At 54.3% G+C, this 18,238-nt stretch carries 14 protein-coding genes, 2 tRNA genes and 2 other RNA genes; 9 read left to right on the top strand and 9 right to left on the bottom strand.

The genetic code is table 11. From position 1 onward, the window contains the following. Positions 1–192: 192 nt before the first annotated feature. From AC0TN7_RS09140 to narI, 4 genes are read left to right on the top strand one after another with little or no spacing between them, the layout of a single operon-like run. The gene (locus AC0TN7_RS09140) at positions 193–3,936 is read left to right on the top strand and encodes a nitrate reductase subunit alpha (protein ID WP_208762983.1); all 3,744 of its coding nucleotides are present in this window, start codon (positions 193–195) and stop codon (positions 3,934–3,936) included. Then, positions 3,933–5,468 carry a nitrate reductase subunit beta gene (gene narH, locus AC0TN7_RS09135; RefSeq protein ID WP_024907086.1) on the top strand — a complete coding sequence of 512 codons (1,536 nt, stop codon included), beginning with the start codon at positions 3,933–3,935 and terminating at the stop codon, positions 5,466–5,468. Before AC0TN7_RS09140 ends, narH begins: the two co-directional genes overlap by 4 nt. Further along, entirely contained in the window at positions 5,465–6,175 is a 711-nt protein-coding gene (narJ, locus tag AC0TN7_RS09130) for a nitrate reductase molybdenum cofactor assembly chaperone (protein ID WP_407858676.1), read from the top strand. Before narH ends, narJ begins: the two co-directional genes overlap by 4 nt. Then, a complete protein-coding gene (gene narI, locus AC0TN7_RS09125) occupies positions 6,175–6,852 on the top strand; it encodes a respiratory nitrate reductase subunit gamma (protein WP_023312107.1) in 678 nt (225 codons plus the stop codon). Before narJ ends, narI begins: the two co-directional genes overlap by 1 nt. Here the strand turns inward: narI and AC0TN7_RS09120 are convergent. Further along, the gene (locus AC0TN7_RS09120; RefSeq protein WP_473702095.1) at positions 6,849–7,745 is read right to left on the bottom strand and encodes a DMT family transporter; all 897 of its coding nucleotides are present in this window, start codon (positions 7,743–7,745) and stop codon (positions 6,849–6,851) included. The genes narI and AC0TN7_RS09120 overlap by 4 nt on opposite strands. Before the next feature lie 107 nt (positions 7,746–7,852). Here AC0TN7_RS09120 and AC0TN7_RS09115 point away from each other — a divergent pair, with 107 nt between their 5' ends. Beyond that, the gene (locus AC0TN7_RS09115) at positions 7,853–8,296 is read left to right on the top strand and encodes an Lrp/AsnC family transcriptional regulator (RefSeq protein WP_024907089.1); all 444 of its coding nucleotides are present in this window, start codon (positions 7,853–7,855) and stop codon (positions 8,294–8,296) included. A 76-nt stretch (positions 8,297–8,372) separates the two neighbouring features. Here the strand turns inward: AC0TN7_RS09115 and AC0TN7_RS09110 are convergent. The 6 genes from AC0TN7_RS09110 to AC0TN7_RS09085 form a co-directional block, all read right to left on the bottom strand. After that, a non-coding RNA gene (locus AC0TN7_RS09110) (RtT sRNA) lies at positions 8,373–8,503 on the bottom strand. 45 nt (positions 8,504–8,548) lie between these two features. Continuing rightward, positions 8,549–8,679, bottom strand: a non-coding RNA gene (locus AC0TN7_RS09105) — RtT sRNA. A gap of 45 nt (positions 8,680–8,724) precedes the next feature. After that, positions 8,725–8,809 (bottom strand) — tRNA-Tyr (locus AC0TN7_RS09100). Positions 8,810–8,844: 35 nt separating this feature from the next. Further along, positions 8,845–8,929: transfer RNA gene (locus tag AC0TN7_RS09095), tRNA-Tyr, on the bottom strand. 158 nt (positions 8,930–9,087) lie between these two features. After that, positions 9,088–9,930, bottom strand: a complete 843-nt coding sequence (purU, locus tag AC0TN7_RS09090; protein WP_023312104.1) for a formyltetrahydrofolate deformylase — start codon at positions 9,928–9,930, stop codon at positions 9,088–9,090. A 46-nt stretch (positions 9,931–9,976) separates the two neighbouring features. Continuing rightward, positions 9,977–10,435: a YchJ family protein gene (locus AC0TN7_RS09085; RefSeq protein ID WP_024907090.1), complete on the bottom strand. Its 459-nt coding sequence runs from the start codon at positions 10,433–10,435 to the stop codon at positions 9,977–9,979. 114 nt (positions 10,436–10,549) lie between these two features. Here AC0TN7_RS09085 and rssA point away from each other — a divergent pair, with 114 nt between their 5' ends. From rssA to galU, 3 genes are all read left to right on the top strand, one after another. Further along, positions 10,550–11,452, top strand: a complete 903-nt coding sequence (gene rssA, locus AC0TN7_RS09080; protein WP_032647607.1) for a patatin-like phospholipase RssA — start codon at positions 10,550–10,552, stop codon at positions 11,450–11,452. A 91-nt stretch (positions 11,453–11,543) separates the two neighbouring features. Next, positions 11,544–12,557: a two-component system response regulator RssB gene (gene rssB, locus AC0TN7_RS09075; protein ID WP_473702094.1), complete on the top strand. Its 1,014-nt coding sequence runs from the start codon at positions 11,544–11,546 to the stop codon at positions 12,555–12,557. Between the two features lie 200 nt (positions 12,558–12,757). Next, positions 12,758–13,666: a UTP--glucose-1-phosphate uridylyltransferase GalU gene (gene galU, locus AC0TN7_RS09070; protein WP_008502780.1), complete on the top strand. Its 909-nt coding sequence runs from the start codon at positions 12,758–12,760 to the stop codon at positions 13,664–13,666. Positions 13,667–13,868: 202 nt separating this feature from the next. Here the strand turns inward: galU and hns are convergent, their stop codons facing one another. Next, positions 13,869–14,282, bottom strand: coding sequence for a histone-like nucleoid-structuring protein H-NS (gene hns, locus AC0TN7_RS09065; RefSeq protein ID WP_008502781.1), 414 nt, complete (start codon positions 14,280–14,282; stop codon positions 13,869–13,871). 550 nt (positions 14,283–14,832) lie between these two features. On the opposite strand from hns, the gene tdk reads away from it, so the two are divergent. Then, positions 14,833–15,447 carry a thymidine kinase gene (gene tdk / locus AC0TN7_RS09060; protein WP_024907093.1) on the top strand — a complete coding sequence of 205 codons (615 nt, stop codon included), beginning with the start codon at positions 14,833–14,835 and terminating at the stop codon, positions 15,445–15,447. Between the two features lie 64 nt (positions 15,448–15,511). Here tdk and adhE read toward each other — a convergent pair whose 3' ends face one another. Then, on the bottom strand, positions 15,512–18,190 hold the full coding sequence (gene adhE, locus AC0TN7_RS09055) for a bifunctional acetaldehyde-CoA/alcohol dehydrogenase (protein ID WP_032647603.1): 2,679 nt from the start codon (positions 18,188–18,190) through the stop codon (positions 15,512–15,514). Positions 18,191–18,238 lie beyond the last annotated feature (48 nt).

Raw genomic sequence — 18,238 nt, 5'->3', positions numbered from 1 at the left:
ATAACGATATATTTCATGTGGATATGAAGTTTCAAAAGATACCGCTTTGGTGGTATTCGGTGTAATTCCTCGCCTGAAAGTCCCTCCTCGTCTTGATCGTTATCAATTCTCCCCCTCTTTCAGGGCGTTACCTTCGCTGCAAATCAGCAATGTCGATTTAGAGAGCCACAGGCTCCACACAGGAGATACCCGATGAGCAAATTTTTGGACCGGTTTCGCTACTTCAAGCAGAAGGGTGAAACGTTTGCCGATGGGCACGGCCAGGTTCTGGATACCAACCGGGACTGGGAAGACGGTTACCGCCAGCGCTGGCAGCATGACAAAGTCGTCCGTTCGACCCACGGCGTGAACTGCACTGGCTCATGTAGCTGGAAGATTTTCGTTAAAAACGGTCTGGTGACCTGGGAAATGCAGCAGACCGACTATCCGCGCACCCGCCCGGATATGCCGAATCACGAACCGCGCGGCTGCCCGCGTGGCGCCAGCTACTCCTGGTATCTCTACAGCGCGAACCGTCTGAAATACCCCCTGATGCGCAAGCGCCTGATGAAAATGTGGCGTGAAGCGAAAGTGCAACACAGCGATCCGGTGGATGCCTGGGCCTCTATCATTGAAGACGCGGATAAAGCGAAAAGCTTCAAGCAGGCTCGCGGCCGCGGCGGCTTTGTGCGTTCCTCCTGGAAAGAGGTGAACGAGCTGATTGCCGCCTCCAACGTCTACACCGTGAAAACCTACGGTCCTGACCGCGTGGCGGGCTTCTCGCCGATCCCGGCGATGTCGATGGTCTCTTATGCCTCCGGCGCGCGCTATCTCTCCTTAATCGGTGGTACCTGCCTGAGCTTCTACGACTGGTACTGCGACCTGCCGCCGGCGTCTCCGCAGACCTGGGGCGAGCAGACCGACGTGCCGGAATCCGCGGACTGGTACAACTCCAGCTACATCATCGCCTGGGGCTCTAACGTGCCGCAGACCCGTACGCCGGACGCGCACTTCTTTACCGAAGTCCGTTATAAAGGCACCAAAACCGTGGCGGTCACCCCGGACTACGCCGAAATCGCCAAGCTGTGCGATCTGTGGCTGGCACCGAAGCAGGGTACCGATGCGGCGATGGCGATGGCGATGGGCCACGTCATGCTGCGCGAGTTCCATCTGGATAAACCAAGCCAGTACTTCACCGACTACGTCCGTCGCTACACCGACATGCCGATGCTGGTGATGCTCGAAGAGCGTGACGGCTACTACGCAGCAGGCCGTACGCTGCGCGCCGCCGATCTGGTGGACGCGCTGGGCCAGGAAAATAACCCAGAGTGGAAAACCGTTGCCTATAACAGCAACGGCGAGCTGGTGGCGCCAAACGGCTCTATCGGCTTCCGCTGGGGCGAGAAGGGCAAGTGGAACCTTGAGCAGCGTAACGGCACGACCGGTGAAGAGACGGAACTGCGCCTGAGCATGCTGGGTAGCCAGGACGAGATCGCCGAGGTGGGCTTCCCGTACTTCGGCGGTGAAGGTTCCGAGCACTTCAACAAGGTTGAACTGAAAAACGTACTGATGCACAAGCTGCCGGTGAAACGCCTGCAGCTGGCCGACGGGACTACCGCGCTGGTCACCACCGTCTATGACCTGACCATGGCGAACTACGGCCTGGAACGTGGTCTGGGCGATGAAAACTGCGCCACCGGCTATGACGATGTGAAAGCCTACACCCCGGCATGGGCAGAGCAAATCACCGGCGTTCCACGCGCGCAGATCGTGCGTATCGCCCGCGAGTTTGCGGATAACGCCGACAAGACCCACGGTCGCTCCATGATCATCGTCGGTGCGGGTCTGAACCACTGGTATCACCTCGATATGAACTACCGTGGCCTGATCAACATGCTGATCTTCTGCGGCTGCGTAGGTCAGAGCGGCGGCGGCTGGGCGCACTACGTGGGCCAGGAAAAACTGCGTCCGCAGACCGGCTGGCAGCCGCTGGCGTTTGCCCTCGACTGGCAGCGCCCGGCACGCCACATGAACAGCACTTCCTACTTCTATAACCACTCCAGCCAGTGGCGCTACGAGACGGTCACCGCGCAGGAGCTGCTGTCGCCGATGGCGGATAAATCCCGCTACAGCGGCCATCTGATTGACTTCAACGTGCGCGCCGAGCGCATGGGCTGGCTGCCGTCTGCGCCGCAGCTGGGTACTAACCCGCTGCGCATTGCGGAAGCGGCAAAGCAGGCAGGCATGTCACCGGTGGATTACACCGTGAAATCCCTGAAGGATGGCTCAATTCGCTTCGCGGCGGAACAGCCGGAGAACGGTAAAAACCATCCGCGTAACCTGTTTATCTGGCGCTCCAACCTGCTGGGCTCGTCCGGTAAAGGCCACGAGTACATGCTGAAATACCTGCTCGGTACCGAAAACGGTATCCAGGGGAAAGATCTCGGCAAGCAGGGCGGCGTGAAGCCGGAAGAGGTGGAGTGGAAAGACAACGGTCTCGACGGCAAGCTGGATCTGGTGGTCACCCTCGACTTCCGCCTGTCCAGCACCTGCCTCTACTCCGACATCGTGCTGCCTACCGCCACCTGGTACGAAAAAGACGACATGAATACCTCGGACATGCATCCGTTTATTCATCCGCTGTCTGCGGCCGTTGACCCGGCGTGGGAATCAAAAAGCGACTGGGAAATCTACAAAGACATCGCGAAGACATTCTCCGAAGTCTGCGTGGGGCACCTCGGCAAAGAGACCGACGTGGTGACGCTGCCAATCCAGCACGACTCCGCCGCCGAACTGGCGCAGCCGCTGGACGTGAAGGACTGGAAAAAAGGCGAGTGCGACCTGATCCCGGGCGTGACCGCGCCGCACATTATTCCGGTTGAACGCGACTACCCGGCAACCTACGAGCGCTTTACCTCTATCGGCCCACTGATGGAGAAGATCGGCAACGGCGGTAAAGGGATCGCCTGGAACACCCAGAGCGAAATGGATCTGCTGCGCAAGCTTAACTACACCAAAGCGGACGGTCCGGCCAAAGGCCAGCCAATGCTCAACACGGCGATTGATGCCGCAGAGATGATCCTGACCCTGGCCCCGGAAACCAACGGCCACGTCGCGGTGAAGGCCTGGGCGGCCCTGAGCGAGTTCACCGGTCGCGACCATACCCACCTGGCGACGAATAAAGAGGAAGAGAAAATTCGCTTCCGCGATATTCAGGCCCAGCCGCGCAAGATTATCTCCAGCCCGACCTGGTCAGGCCTGGAAGATGAGCATGTGTCCTATAACGCGGGCTACACCAACGTTCACGAGCTGATCCCATGGCGCACCCTGTCAGGCCGCCAGTCGCTGTATCAGGATCACCAGTGGATGCGCGACTTCGGTGAAAGCCTGCTGGTGTACCGTCCGCCAATCGACACCCGCTCCGTGAAAGCCGTGATGGGGGTGAAATCGAACGGTAACCCTGAGAAGGCGCTGAACTTCCTGACGCCGCACCAGAAGTGGGGTATTCACTCCACCTACAGCGACAACCTGCTGATGCTGACCCTGTCGCGCGGCGGTCCGATTGTCTGGATGAGCGAAACGGATGCCAAAGATCTGGGTATTGAAGATAACGACTGGATCGAAGTGTTCAACAGCAACGGTGCCCTGACGGCGCGTGCGGTGGTGAGCCAGCGCGTACCGGCCGGGATGACCATGATGTACCACGCGCAAGAACGTATCGTTAACCTGCCGGGGTCAGAGATCACCGAGCAGCGCGGCGGGATCCACAACTCCGTGACCCGCATTACGCCGAAGCCGACCCACATGATCGGTGGCTATGCGCAGCTGGCCTACGGCTTTAACTACTACGGCACCGTAGGATCGAACCGCGATGAGTTCGTGGTGGTACGTAAGATGAAGAATATTAACTGGTTAGACGGCGAAGGTAATGACCAGGTACAGGAGAGCGTAAAATGAAAATTCGTTCACAAGTCGGCATGGTGCTGAATCTGGATAAATGCATCGGCTGCCATACCTGCTCGGTCACCTGTAAAAACGTCTGGACCAGCCGTGAAGGTATGGAATACGCCTGGTTCAATAACGTGGAAAGCAAGCCGGGCACCGGCTTCCCGACCGACTGGGAAAACCAGGAGAAGTGGAAGGGCGGCTGGATCCGCAAAATCAACGGCAAGCTGCAGCCGCGTATGGGTAACCGCGCTTGGCTTCTGGGAAAAATCTTCGCTAACCCGCACCTGCCGGGCATCGACGATTACTACGAGCCGTTTGATTACGACTACCAGAACCTGCACAACGCGCCGGAAGGCAAACACCAGCCGATCGCCCGTCCTCGCTCGCTGATTACCGGCCAGCGCATGGACAAAATTACCAGCGGTCCAAACTGGGAAGAGATTCTGGGCGGCGAGTTCGAGAAACGCGCCAAAGACCAGAACTTCGAGAACATGCAGAAGGCGATGTACGGCCAGTTCGAAAATACCTTCATGATGTATCTGCCGCGCCTGTGCGAGCACTGCCTCAACCCGGCGTGCGTGGCGACCTGCCCGAGCGGCGCCATCTACAAGCGTGAAGAAGACGGCATCGTGCTGATCGACCAGGACAAGTGCCGCGGCTGGCGTATGTGCATCACCGGCTGTCCGTACAAAAAGATCTACTTCAACTGGAAGAGCGGCAAATCCGAGAAGTGCATCTTCTGCTATCCGCGTATTGAAGCCGGGATGCCAACCGTCTGCTCCGAAAGCTGCGTAGGCCGTATTCGCTACCTCGGCGTGCTGCTGTACGACGCAGACGCGATTGAAAACGCAGCCAGCACCGAGCACGAGAAAGATCTCTATCAGCGTCAGCTGGACGTGTTCCTCGATCCGAACGATCCGAAGGTCATTGAGCAGGCGCTGAAAGACGGCATCCCGCAGAGCGTGATTGACGCCGCGCAGCAGTCGCCGGTGTACAAAATGGCGATGGACTGGAAGCTGGCCCTGCCGCTGCATCCGGAATACCGCACTCTGCCGATGGTCTGGTACGTGCCGCCGCTGTCGCCGATTCAGTCTGCGGCTGACGCGGGTGAGCTGGGCAGCAACGGCATTCTGCCGGACGTGGAGAGCCTGCGTATCCCGGTTCAGTATCTGGCAAACCTGCTGACCGCAGGCGATACCCAGCCGGTCCTGCTGGCGCTGAAGCGTATGCTGGCGATGCGTCACTTCAAGCGTGCCGAAACCGTGGATGGCGTAACCGATACCCGCGCGCTGGAAGAGGTCGGTCTGACCGAAGCGCAGGCGCAGGAGATGTACCGCTATCTGGCGATCGCTAACTACGAAGACCGTTTCGTGGTGCCGAGCAGCCACCGTGAGCTGGCCCGCGAAGCCTTCCCGGAAAAAAATGGCTGTGGCTTTACCTTTGGCGACGGTTGCCACGGGTCAGACAGCAAATTCAATCTCTTCAACAGCCGCCGCATTGATGCCATGGATGTGACCAGCAAAACGGAGCCGCACCAATGATTGAACTCGTCATTGTTTCGCGTCTGCTCGAGTACCCGGATGCTGCGCTTGCGCAGCATCAGCAGGAACTCTTTGATGCACTCGCGTCATCTGAAAACCTGGATAAGGACGATGCCCAGAAGCTGGGTGTTTTCCTCCGCGACCTGCTTGCGCGCGACCTTCTGGATGCCCAGTCGGACTACAGCCAGCTGTTTGACCGTGGTCGTGCAACGTCCCTGCTGCTGTTTGAACACGTTCACGGTGAGTCCCGCGACCGCGGTCAGGCGATGGTGGATCTGATGGCCCAGTATGAACAGCACGGCCTGCAGCTCGACAGCCGCGAGCTGCCGGATCATCTGCCGCTGTATCTGGAGTACCTCGCGCAGCTGCCGAAAGAAGAGGCGCTGGGCGGTCTGCAGGACATCGCGCCGATCCTGGCGCTGCTCGGCGCGCGTCTTCAGCAGCGCGAGAGCCGCTATGCGGTTCTGTTCGATCTGCTGGTGAAGCTGGCCAACGCCGCGGTCGACCGTGAAAAAGTGGCGGAGAAAATTGCGGATGAAGCCCGCGATGATACGCCACAAGCGCTGGATGCGGTCTGGGAAGAAGAGCAGGTGAAATTCTTTGCTGACCAGAGCTGCGGCGAGTCTGAAATCTCCGCTCACCAGCGTCGTTTTGCCGGCGCGGTTGCCCCGCAATATTTGAATATCTCTAACGGAGGACGGCACTAATGCACTTCCTGAATATGTTCTTCTTTGACATTTACCCGTATATCGCGGGCACCGTGTTCCTGGTGGGAAGCTGGCTGCGTTATGACTACGGTCAGTACACCTGGCGTGCTGCCTCCAGCCAGATGCTGGATCGTAAGGGAATGCATGTGGGCTCTAACCTGTTCCACATCGGTATTCTGGGGATTTTTGCCGGTCACTTCCTGGGGATGCTGACGCCGCACTGGATGTATGAAGCGTGGCTACCGATTGAGGTGAAGCAGAAGATGGCGATGATCGCGGGCGGTGCCTGCGGGGTGATGACTCTGGTCGGTGGCCTGCTGCTGCTGAAACGTCGTCTGTTCAGCCCGCGCGTGCGTGCGACCACGACGGCAGCGGACATCCTGATCCTCTCCCTGCTGATGGTGCAGTGTGCGCTGGGTCTGTTGACCATTCCGTTCTCGGCGCAGCATATGGACGGGAGCGAAATGATGAAGCTGGTGGGCTGGGCGCAGTCCGTGGTGACCTTCCACGGCGGAGCCTCCGCGCACCTGGACGGCGTGGCGTTTATCTTCCGCGTTCACCTGGTGCTGGGGATGACGCTGTTTGTGCTGTTCCCGTTCTCCCGCCTGGTGCATATCTGGAGCGCGCCGGTGGAGTACCTGACGCGCAAATACCAGATAGTACGCGCCCGTCGCTAATTTACCGTTTTGATACCAACCCCGCACTCGCGGGGTTTTTTTTCGCCCCGGCCCAGGTTGTTCCCAGCGGCAGCAAACAGGATCAGCGCGCCGCCCGCCAGCTGCGTCAGGTTCAGCGCGTGTCCGAACACCAGATTATCAACAACAATTGCCACCACCGGATAGATAAACGACAGGGAGCCGGTAATGGGCGTAGGCAGCTTCTGAATCGCGCTGTAGAGCAGCTGGTACATAATGCCGGTATGGACAATGCCCAGCGTGAGCAGGATCGGCCAGGGGAAATCACCGGAAAATGACGGCAGGCTGGCAAACGGCAAAAGCATCACGACGCCCGTCAGCACCTGGATAAAGGCAATATGCTGCGGCGCAACGGATCTGAGTTTGCGGGCAATAATGGCCGTGACCGCATAGAAGAACGCTGCGGCCATCGCCAGACCGATTCCGGCGAGCCATTCACCGCCATGCGCGCCGGTCAGCTCGCTGGAGAGCAGTATCACCACGCCGCCAAAGGCGAGGAACAGCCAGCCCCATTTCACCAGGCTGACGCGTTCACCTAAAAACATTCCCATCAAGACCAGCATAAACGGCTGGGTGTTATAGACCACGGTCGAAAGGCCAATTGAGATCCGCTCATAGGCGGCGAAGAGCAGCAGCCAGTTCACCACTAATGCCACGCCGCCGAGAATAGCCAGCAGCAGCGTGGTGTGGGTGAGGGGACTGAAGGGTTTTTGACTTACCCGGATAAAAATAAAAAGCGCAATAGCACCGATAAGACAGCGCCAGAACACCACTTCCGTCACCGGCAGACCGGAGAGCAAAACAAACGCGCCGATAGAGCCGGAAATTAACATCGCCAGGCTCATTTGCCAGACGCCTTTATGTAAATCACGCATCATCCACCTCCTGATTAATGACGCTATTGTCGAAAATCGCTGTCGGGTTTTACAGGGGTGATATAAGGTTGAAAAGGTAAATGACTTTTTAAAATTAGGTGAAAAGAATGGAATGCCTTATCGATGATATCGACCGACAAATTTTAGCCTGTCTGGTTGAGGATGCGCGCATGTCGTTGAAGGTGCTCAGCGGCCGCATCGGTCTGACGTCCCCCAGCACGGCAGAACGCCTGAAGAGGCTGGAAGAACGCGGTGTGATTCAGGGTTATGGTGCGCGGGTGAATCTGGCGGCGCTGGGGTATACGCTGCAGGCGCTGGTGCGCGTGCGGCCTTTGCCGGGGCTGTTGCATAAGGTGGATAAGTACATTCAGGCGATGCCGGAGTGTATTGAGAGCGACAAAGTCACCGGGGAAGATTGCTTTGTGATTAGGCTGGTGGTGCGGTCAATCGAACAGCTTGATGCGCTGCTGGACGGCCTGGCAGAACATGCCCAGTGTAATACGTCGATTGTGAAGAGTTCGCCGGTGAAGCGCCGTTTGCCGCCGATGTAGGTTTCTGTCGCCGGGTGGCGGCTGCGCCTTACCCGGCCTACGAAGGCGGACTCGGTTTTTTATGTTGGGAAAGTGATGGTGGTGGGGGAAGGATTACTCGGCGCGTTGCGCCTCGCCCTTCGGGTCGTTGCCTGCGGCAACGCTTTCTCGCTACGCTCGAATCGAACCTTAGTCGAAGCTTCTCATCCTTCCCCGTTACGGAAATACATGATGCCTGGTGCGAACAGAAGGTTTAGCGTCGTTTGGAAGTGATGGTGGTGGGGGAAGGATGACTCGGCGCGTTGCGCCTCGCCCTTCGGGTCGTTGCCTTCGGCAACGCTTTCTCGCTGCGCTCGAATCGAACCTTAGTCGAAGCTTCTCATCCTTCCCCGTTACGGAAATACATGATGCCTGGTGCGAACAGAAGGTTTAGCGTCGTTTGGAAGTGATGGTGGTGGGGGAAGGATTCGAACCTTCGAAGTCGATGACGGCAGATTTACAGTCTGCTCCCTTTGGCCGCTCGGGAACCCCACCAGGGGCAATTCAAATTTTGAGGTCTTGCTGAGAGATGGTGGTGGGGGAAGGATTCGAACCTTCGAAGTCGATGACGGCAGATTTACAGTCTGCTCCCTTTGGCCGCTCGGGAACCCCACCACGGGGTAATGCTTTTTTACTGGCCTGCTTCCTGCTGGAAGCGGGGCGCATCATATCAAATGAGACGCCCCTGTAAAGCATTCCTTTAGGGAAATGAAGTCGTTTGCCTGCTTTTTATCCGTAAAGGCGCAAAGCTAATCAATTCATTTTCCGAAAGATTAAAGAATGATGGTCCTGTTGCCGTACACGAAGACCCGCTGCGCCAGCACCTGATACAGTGCACGACTCAACACATTCTTCTCAACGTCACGACCCGCACGCATCATGTCCTCAGCAGTGTAAGTGTGATCCACATGAATGACGTCCTGCATGATGATTGGACCTTCATCCAGGTTGTCATTCACGTAGTGCGCGGTCGCACCGATGATCTTCACGCCGCGCTCGTACGCCTGGTGGTAAGGACGCGCACCAATAAAGGCCGGCAGGAACGAGTGGTGAATGTTGATGATCTTGTTCGGGAAACGCGCTACGAAGGATGGCGTTAACACGCGCATGTATTTCGCCAGCACCACGTAGTCCGGGTTATGCGCTTCAATGGCCTGCGCCATCAGATCGTCGTGTTCTTCACGGGTATGGCCTTCGTGGCTCACCAGCTCGAACGGAATATCAAAACGCTCGACCAGCGTGCGCAGCGTCTCATGGTTGCCAATAACGGCAGCAATTTCAACGTCCAGACCGCCGTAGTTGGCTTTCATCAGCAGGTCGCCCAGACAATGTGCTTCTTTGGTCACCAGGATCACGATGCGGCGTCGACCCGCTGGGGTCAGTTCGCGCACGGAACCTTCCGGAAGCGCGCTGTCCAGATCGGCAAGCAGGGTGGTGTCGTTGAAAATACCTTCCAGCTCGGTACGCATAAAGAAGCGACCGGTACGGTGGTCAACGAACTCGTTGTTCTGCACGATATTCAGTTCATGCTTGTAGCAAATGTTGGTAATTCGTGCGATCAGTCCTTTTTGATCGGGACAGATGGTGCGCAGAACTTTACGTTGTAATGATTGCATCGCCGGGAAATCCTGTTTGTATTTGCGAAGTCTGGGTTGTCAGGCATTACTGCCCGCAACACTTTTTAAATTTTTTACCTGAACCACACGGGCAGGGATCGTTACGACCAAACTGTGGGCGCGTTCCGTCAATATAATACCATTGCCCGCTTTCCTTTAAGAACCGGGAACGCTCGATAATGGCACCCGGTTTATTATTCTCGCTAAAACGGGCAACAAAGCTGACGTAACCTTCGTCAACATGACTGCCTGTTGCGGATTCATAGACGGTAAGGCCGAGCCACTGCGTGTTCGCGAACCCGGCTTCGATGTCCTGTTTGAAATCGGCTGCGCGGCAGGATGGATGCCAGGTTTTAATCAGGTAGTCTGCGTCCTTGATCACAAAAGCAGTGTACCGTGAACGCATGAGGTGTGACGGGTCTGGTGCAACCTGATCGCCAGACAGATATCGCTGGCAACATAGGCTATACTCCAGAGCGCTACCACAGGGGCAGAGTTGAGACACGATTCTCTTCCTGGAACAAAAAATAAAGGCGTTAAACGCTTCGGGTAGCACTATGTTAACTGAGCTGTTGCGTTGACGCTATGTCAGGAATCCAGGGGAAGTAAAACAGGGCTAATGAGAAAGGTTAAAATTGGACTGGCGCTGGGCTCAGGTGCAGCCCGGGGGTGGTCACACATCGGCGTAATTAATGCCTTGAACAAGATGGGCATTGACATTGATATAGTCGCAGGGTGTTCAATAGGATCGCTTGTCGGCTCCGCTTACGCGTGCGGGAAGCTTCCGGAACTCGAGACGTGGGTGCGCTCCTTCAGCTACTGGGACGTGCTGCGTCTGATGGACCTCTCCTGGCAGCGTGGTGGGCTGCTGCGCGGCGAGCGCGTGTTTAACCAGTTCCGCCAGGTTATGCCTCTCGAAGACTTCACCGATTGTCAGATGCCTTTCGGCGCCGTCGCGACGAACCTCAGTACAGGACGCGAGCTCTGGCTCACCGAAGGGGATATCCATCTTGCCGTGCGTGCCTCCTGCAGTATGCCGGGGCTCATGGCGCCTGTCCCACACAACGGTTACTGGCTTGTGGACGGTGGCGTCGTTAACCCGGTTCCCATCTCTCTGACGCGCGCAATGGGGGCGGATATCGTGATTGCCGTCGACCTGCAGCACGACGCCCACCTGATGCAGCAGGATCTCATGCCGGTCAATCTCCAGAGCGAAGATGTTGAGGGCGAGAAACTGGCCTGGCATGAACGCCTGCGCGGAAGAATCGGGCGTATGGCCGCACGTCGCTCGGTTACCGCACCGACGGCGATAGAAATCATGACCACGTCAATTCAGGTACTCGAGAACCGCCTTAAACGTAACCGTATGGCAGGCGATCCTCCGGATATTCTTATTCAGCCGTACTGTCCGCAAATCTCTACCCTTGATTTCCATCGGGCTGAGGCCGCCATCGCAGCGGGCTCGTTAGCCGTCGAAAAGAAAATGGACGAATTGTTGCCTTTTGTGCAGACCGCACGTTAAGCACCTTTTTTTGACTACTTCAGCAAAATCCGACAGGCGATAGTGCCGATCGCATGCCACTATTTAGTTACTGTCAGCCAGGGGAGGAACCATGACGCAGCCATTGGCCGGAAAACACATTTTGATTGTTGAAGACGAGCCCGTTTTCCGATCGCTACTGGATTCGTGGTTATCCTCGCTGGGCGCAATGACGTCACTGGCTGAAGATGGCATCGACGCCCTGGAAAAAATGATTAGCATTACGCCCGATTTGATGATTTGCGACATTGCGATGCCGCGCATGAATGGACTGAAGCTGGTTGAACATCTGCGTAACGAAGGCAATCAGACGCCGATTCTGGTGATCTCTGCCACCGAGAACATGGCGGATATCGCCAAAGCATTACGTCTTGGGGTACAGGATATTCTGCTCAAACCAGTCAAGGATTTGCATAGATTGCGGGAAACGGTCTTAGCGTGCCTTTATCCGAATATGTTTAATTCCCGGGTAGAGGAAGAGGAGCGTCTTTTCAAGGACTGGGACGCTCTGGTGAGTAATCCGCCTGCTGCGGCGAAGCTGTTGCAAGAACTCCAGCCTCCCGTCCAGCAAACTATTTCACACTGCCGTGTAAATTATCGCCAGCTGGTGGCCGCTGATCAGCCAGGACTGGTGCTGGATATTGCACCACTGTCAGATTCCGACCTCGCGTTTTATTCTCTGGATGTCACCCGGGCGGGGGATAATGGTGTATTAGCGGCGTTACTTCTTCGTGCGCTATTTAATGGTTTGTTGCAGGAACAGTTATCCCATCAGGGACAACGGTTGCCGGAGTTAGGCAGTTTACTCAAACAGGTAAACCAGCTTTTTCGTCAGGCCAATTTGCCAGGACAGTTCCCGCTGCTGGTCGGCTATTACCACAGCGGCTTAAAGAACCTGATCCTCGTTTCAGCCGGTCTCAATGCATCAGTGAATACCGGTGAACACCATATTCAGGTGAGTAACGGTGTGCCGCTTGGGACATTGGGAACAGCGTATCTTAATCAAATTAGCCACCGCTGTTCCTCCTGGCAGTGCCAAATTTGGGGCGCCGGGGGACGGCTACGCTTAATGTTGTCCACGGAATAAGCAATTGGATCGTAATTTTAAGATTGCTTTACCTGTGTTTTGCGGGGAGTGCTACTATCGCTGCCCGGTTTCATGCGTATTTATCCTAATTGATCGGCAACGCGTTCTTTTCAGACCCGGACTGCGGGGCGAGGCTGATATACTCAACGCGTTATTTATTGCATAAAAGTTCAAAACTTGAACAGCTCAGGAGAATTTGAATGGCTGCCCTAAATTCGAAAGTCAGAAAGGCCGTTATCCCGGTAGCGGGATTGGGGACCAGGATGTTACCAGCAACTAAGGCGATTCCTAAAGAGATGTTGCCTCTGGTTGATAAGCCATTAATCCAGTATGTCGTTAATGAATGCATTGCAGCCGGCATCACTGAAATTGTGCTGGTTACGCATTCATCTAAAAACTCTATCGAAAACCATTTCGATACAAGCTTTGAACTTGAAGCCATGCTGGAAAAGCGTGTTAAGCGTCAGCTGTTAGAAGAAGTTCAGTCTATTTGCCCTCCACACGTTACCATTATGCAGGTTCGTCAGGGGCTGGCTAAAGGTCTGGGTCACGCTGTTATGTGCGCGCATCCTGTTGTCGGTGATGAGCCTGTAGCGGTAATTCTGCCTGACGTTATTCTGGACGAATACGAATCCGATCTTTCTCAGGATAACCTGGCTGAAATGATCAAACGTTTCGACGAAACCGGCAGCAGCCAGATTATGGTTGAGCCTGTTGAAGACGTAACGGCATACGGTGTGGTTGACTGCAAAGGCGTTAACCTTGAGCCGGGTGAAAGTGTGCCAATGGTTGGCGTCGTAGAGAAGCCTAAAGCCGATGTAGCCCCTTCAAACCTTGCTGTTGTAGGTCGCTATGTCCTGAGTGCTGAAATCTGGCCTCTGCTGGCTAAAACGCCTCCAGGAGCGGGTGACGAGATCCAGCTGACGGATGCCATCGATATGCTGATCGAGAAAGAGACCGTTGAGGCCTACCATATGAAAGGTAAGAGCCATGACTGCGGTAATAAGCTCGGTTATATGCAGGCGTTTGTTGAATATGGTATCCGCCACAATACCCTTGGCGAAGAATTTAAAACCTGGCTCAAAGAGAGCGTAGGTATTAAGAAATAAGCCACGGTTGTAAATGTTCGAAACCGGTGAGGCGCTGCCCACCGGTTTTTTTATGCCTATACCACTCCCGAAAACCTGTCTGAAAGTACAGTCGATAAAGTTGTTAAATAATGCTTTATGACAGAGTGTAAGAGGATGTTTGGGACAAATTTAGGTTAAAAAAAATCCCGCAATATGCGGGATTTCTCTGAATGTGCCGTGATTAATCCTTGATCAGGAAGTCATCCAGCTGTTTACCTTGCTCATCCATGGCTTTCTTGATAACAGCAGGAGTACGACCCTGGCCAGTCCAGGTTTTAGTTTCGCCGTTCTCGTCAACGTAGCTATATTTAGCAGGACGAGCAGCACGCTTGGCTTTGGTACCGGTTTTAGCCGCAGCCATGCTGTTCAGCAATTCATTTGGATCGATACCATCAGCAATCAGCATTTCACGATATTGCTGCAGTTTACGAGTACGCTCTTCGATTTCAGCAGCAGCAGCGCTTTCTTCTTCGCGACGTTCATTAACTACAACTTCTAATTTTTCCAGCATTTCTTCAAGCGTTTCGAGGGTGCATTCTCTTGCCTGCGCACGAAGAGTACGGATGTTGTTCAGAATTTTAAGTGCTTCGCTCATTGTAGTAATCTCAAACTTATAATGGGGGGGTGGTTTGTTGACCTAATAATAGAGCCATAAATTCATATGTGCAATAGCCAGGAATGTAAGGAATTCAAAAAATACTAAATCGTCTCACTATTATTAATTACGCTAACTTAAATTTCATCACCCGACAGTCTCGCTTGTTATCACATCAACCTGCTTTGTCCGGTTGATTGCCTCTTTTTTTTGTGACATTTACCGCAGGAATTATAGTTGCGGCGGATAAATATCAGCCTTTTGTATTAGTTCCCCCCCGTGATGTTAAGGCTGAAATAGTTAATAAATGGTGAATTTTAATGAACGGTGATTCCACTATAAAAACAAGTGTTATGTTGGGCTTAACATATAACATATTGGCCTGGATGCATGCGTTTACTTCATGTTTTAACGGATTATTTTCGAAAACAGAAGGTTCTGAACGCCGCGCTGAACTACATCCTCTGTGCGCTGTATCGCTGATGACCTGACAAAATATGGTACAATGACTCATCGGGAATATTACACATTGATTAGGGTTTTACGGCCAATGGCACAACTGTATTTCTACTATTCGGCGATGAATGCCGGTAAATCCACCGCGCTGCTGCAATCCTCGTACAATTACCAGGAGCGCGGGATGCGTACCGTTGTTTATACGGCTGAGATTGACGATCGCTTTGGGGCAGGGAAGGTGAGCTCCAGAATAGGACTCTCGTCACCTGCCAGGCTGTTTAACCCGAAAACCGATCTGTTTGAGGACATTCGCACGGAACATGCTGAGCGGCCTATTCACTGTGTCCTGGTCGATGAGAGCCAGTTTCTGACGCGTGAACAGGTTCACGCACTTTCCGAGGTGGTTGATGAGCTTGATATCCCCGTGCTGTGCTATGGGCTTCGTACGGATTTCCGCGGTGAGCTCTTTGCCGGGAGTCAGTATTTGCTCGCCTGGTCGGATAAACTCGTCGAATTAAAAACGATCTGCTTCTGCGGTCGCAAAGCCAGTATGGTGCTTCGTCTCGACCAGGCAGGAAAACCTTATGCAGATGGTGAGCAGGTGGTTATAGGCGGTAATGAACGCTATGTATCGGTCTGTCGTAAGCATTATAAAGAAGCGCTGTCTGTAGGCTCGCTGACGGCGATTCAGCACGACAACAGAAAATAACGTCAGCTTTGTTATTCAGACATAAAAAACCCGCCATAAAGGCGGGTTTTTCATTTGCTGTTAATTAAGCGCTTTTCTTCGCTTTCTTGTCAGCTTTGATGACCGGAACTTCTGTTTTCACAGCGGCAACGTCACCTTCTTTGAACTCACGACCGTAGAAGGTATCCAGCAGAATCTGTTTCAGCTCGGAGATCAGTGGGTAGCGCGGGTTAGCACCTGTACACTGGTCATCGAATGCATCTTCAGACAGCTTATCTACATGAGCGAGGAAGTCAGCTTCCTGTACGCCCGCTTCACGGATAGATTTAGGAATACCCAGCTCAGCTTTCAGACTTTCCAGCCATGCCAGCAGTTTCTCAATCTTCGCAGCAGTACGGTCGCCCGGTGCGCTCAGACCAAGGTGGTCTGCGATTTCAGCATAACGACGACGTGCTTGCGGACGGTCGTACTGGCTGAAAGCAGTCTGCTTGGTTGGGTTGTCGTTAGCGTTATAACGAATAACGTTGCTGATCAACAGGGCGTTCGCCAGACCGTGAGGAATGTGGAACTGTGAACCCAGCTTGTGCGCCATAGAGTGGCAAACACCCAGGAAGGCGTTCGCAAACGCGATACCGGCGATGGTTGCTGCACTGTGAACGCGTTCACGTGCTACCGGGTTTTTAGACCCTTCGTTATAGGACGCTGGCAGGTTTTCCTTCAGCAGTTTCAGAGCCTGCAGAGCCTGACCGTCAGAGAACTCAGACGCCAGTACAGAAACGTAAGCTTCCAGGGCGTGAGTTACCGCATCCAGACCACCGAACGCACACAGTGACTTCGGCATATCCATGACCAGGTTCGCATCGACGATAGCCATGTCTGGGGTCAGGGCATAGTCAGCCAGCGGGTATTTCTGACCTGTCGCATCGTCCGTTACTACCGCGAATGGCGTGACTTCTGAACCGGTACCGGAAGTGGTGGTGACCGCGATCATCTTCGCTTTTACGCCCATTTTCGGGAACTTGTAGATACGTTTACGGATGTCCATAAAGCGCAGCGCCAGTTCTTCGAAGTGGGTTTCAGGATGCTCGTACATAACCCACATGATCTTCGCGGCGTCCATTGGGGAACCACCACCCAGTGCGATAATCACATCTGGTTTGAAGGAGTTAGCCAGCTCAGCACCTTTACGCACAACGCTCAGGGTAGGGTCAGCTTCAACTTCAAAGAACACTTCAGTTTCAACGCCAGCCGCTTTCAGCACAGAGGTGATCTGGTCAGCGTAGCCGTTGTTAAACAGGAAACGGTCAGTCACGATGAGCGCACGTTTGTGGCCATCAGTAATCACTTCATCCAGCGCGATTGGCAGTGAGCCACGGCGGAAGTAGATAGATTTCGGAAGTTTGTGCCACAACATGTTTTCAGCTCGCTTAGCAACGGTTTTCTTGTTGATCAGGTGTTTTGGACCAACGTTTTCAGAGATGGAGTTACCACCCCAGGAACCACAACCCAGAGTCAGGGAAGGCGCGAGTTTGAAGTTGTACAGGTCACCGATACCACCCTGAGAAGCAGGGGTGTTAATCAGAATACGGGCAGTTTTCATCATCTGACCGAAGTGAGCAACACGCTCTGGCTGGTTATCCTGGTCAGTGTACAGACAAGAGGTGTGACCGATACCACCCATGGCAACCAGTTTCTCGGCTTTTTCTACCGCGTCTTCGAAATCTTTCGCACGGTACATTGCAAGCGTTGGAGACAGTTTTTCATGTGCAAACGGCTCGCTTTCGTCGACAACTTTTACTTCACCGATCAGGATTTTAGTTGTTGCCGGAACGGTAAAGCCTGCGAGTTCAGCAATCTTGTACGCTGGCTGACCCACGATAGCGGCGTTCAGCGCGCCATTTTTCAGGATGATGTCCTGAACTGCTTTCAACTCTTTGCCCTGCAGCAGGTAGCCGCCGTGGCTGGCGAAACGTTCGCGAACGGCGTCGTACACGGAGTCAACAACAACAACAGACTGTTCAGATGCACAGATCACACCGTTATCGAAGGTTTTAGACATCAGTACAGACGCAACGGCACGTTTGATGTCAGCGGTTTCGTCGATAACAACAGGGGTGTTACCGGCGCCCACACCGATGGCTGGTTTACCGGAGCTGTATGCCGCTTTAACCATGCCAGGACCACCGGTCGCCAGGATCAGGTTAATGTCCGGGTGATGCATCAGGGCGTTAGAGAGCTCAACGGAAGGTTGGTCGATCCAGCCGATCAGATCTTTTGGTGCGCCAGCAGCGATCGCCGCCTGCAGGACAATATCCGCAGCTTTGTTGGTCGCGTCTTTCGCACGTGGGTGTGGAGAGAAGATGATTGCGTTACGGGTCTTCAGGCTAATCAGCGATTTGAAGATAGCGGTAGACGTTGGGTTAGTGGTCGGAACAATACCGCAGATGATGCCGATAGGTTCAGCGATGGTGATAGTACCGAAGGTGTCGTCTTCGGACAGCACGCCACAGGTTTTCTCATCTTTATAGGCGTTATAGATATACTCGGAAGCGAAGTGGTTTTTAATCACTTTATCTTCCACGATACCCATGCCGGATTCGGCAACGGCCATTTTAGCGAGAGGGATTCGAGCATCTGCAGCAGCCAGTGCGGCCGCGCGGAAGATTTTATCAACCTGTTCTTGGGTGAAATTGGCATATTCACGCTGGGCTTTTTTAACGCGCTCGACGAGGGCGTTCAGTTCAGCGATATTAGTAACAGCCATAATGCTCTCCTGATAATGTTTAAACTCTTTTAGTAAACCAGCGCTCGA

This window comes from Enterobacter sp. PL_is511, from assembly GCF_055816065.1.
The sequence above is the reverse complement of the archived record's forward strand: the minus strand, read 5'-3'. Positions and strand labels throughout refer to the sequence as shown.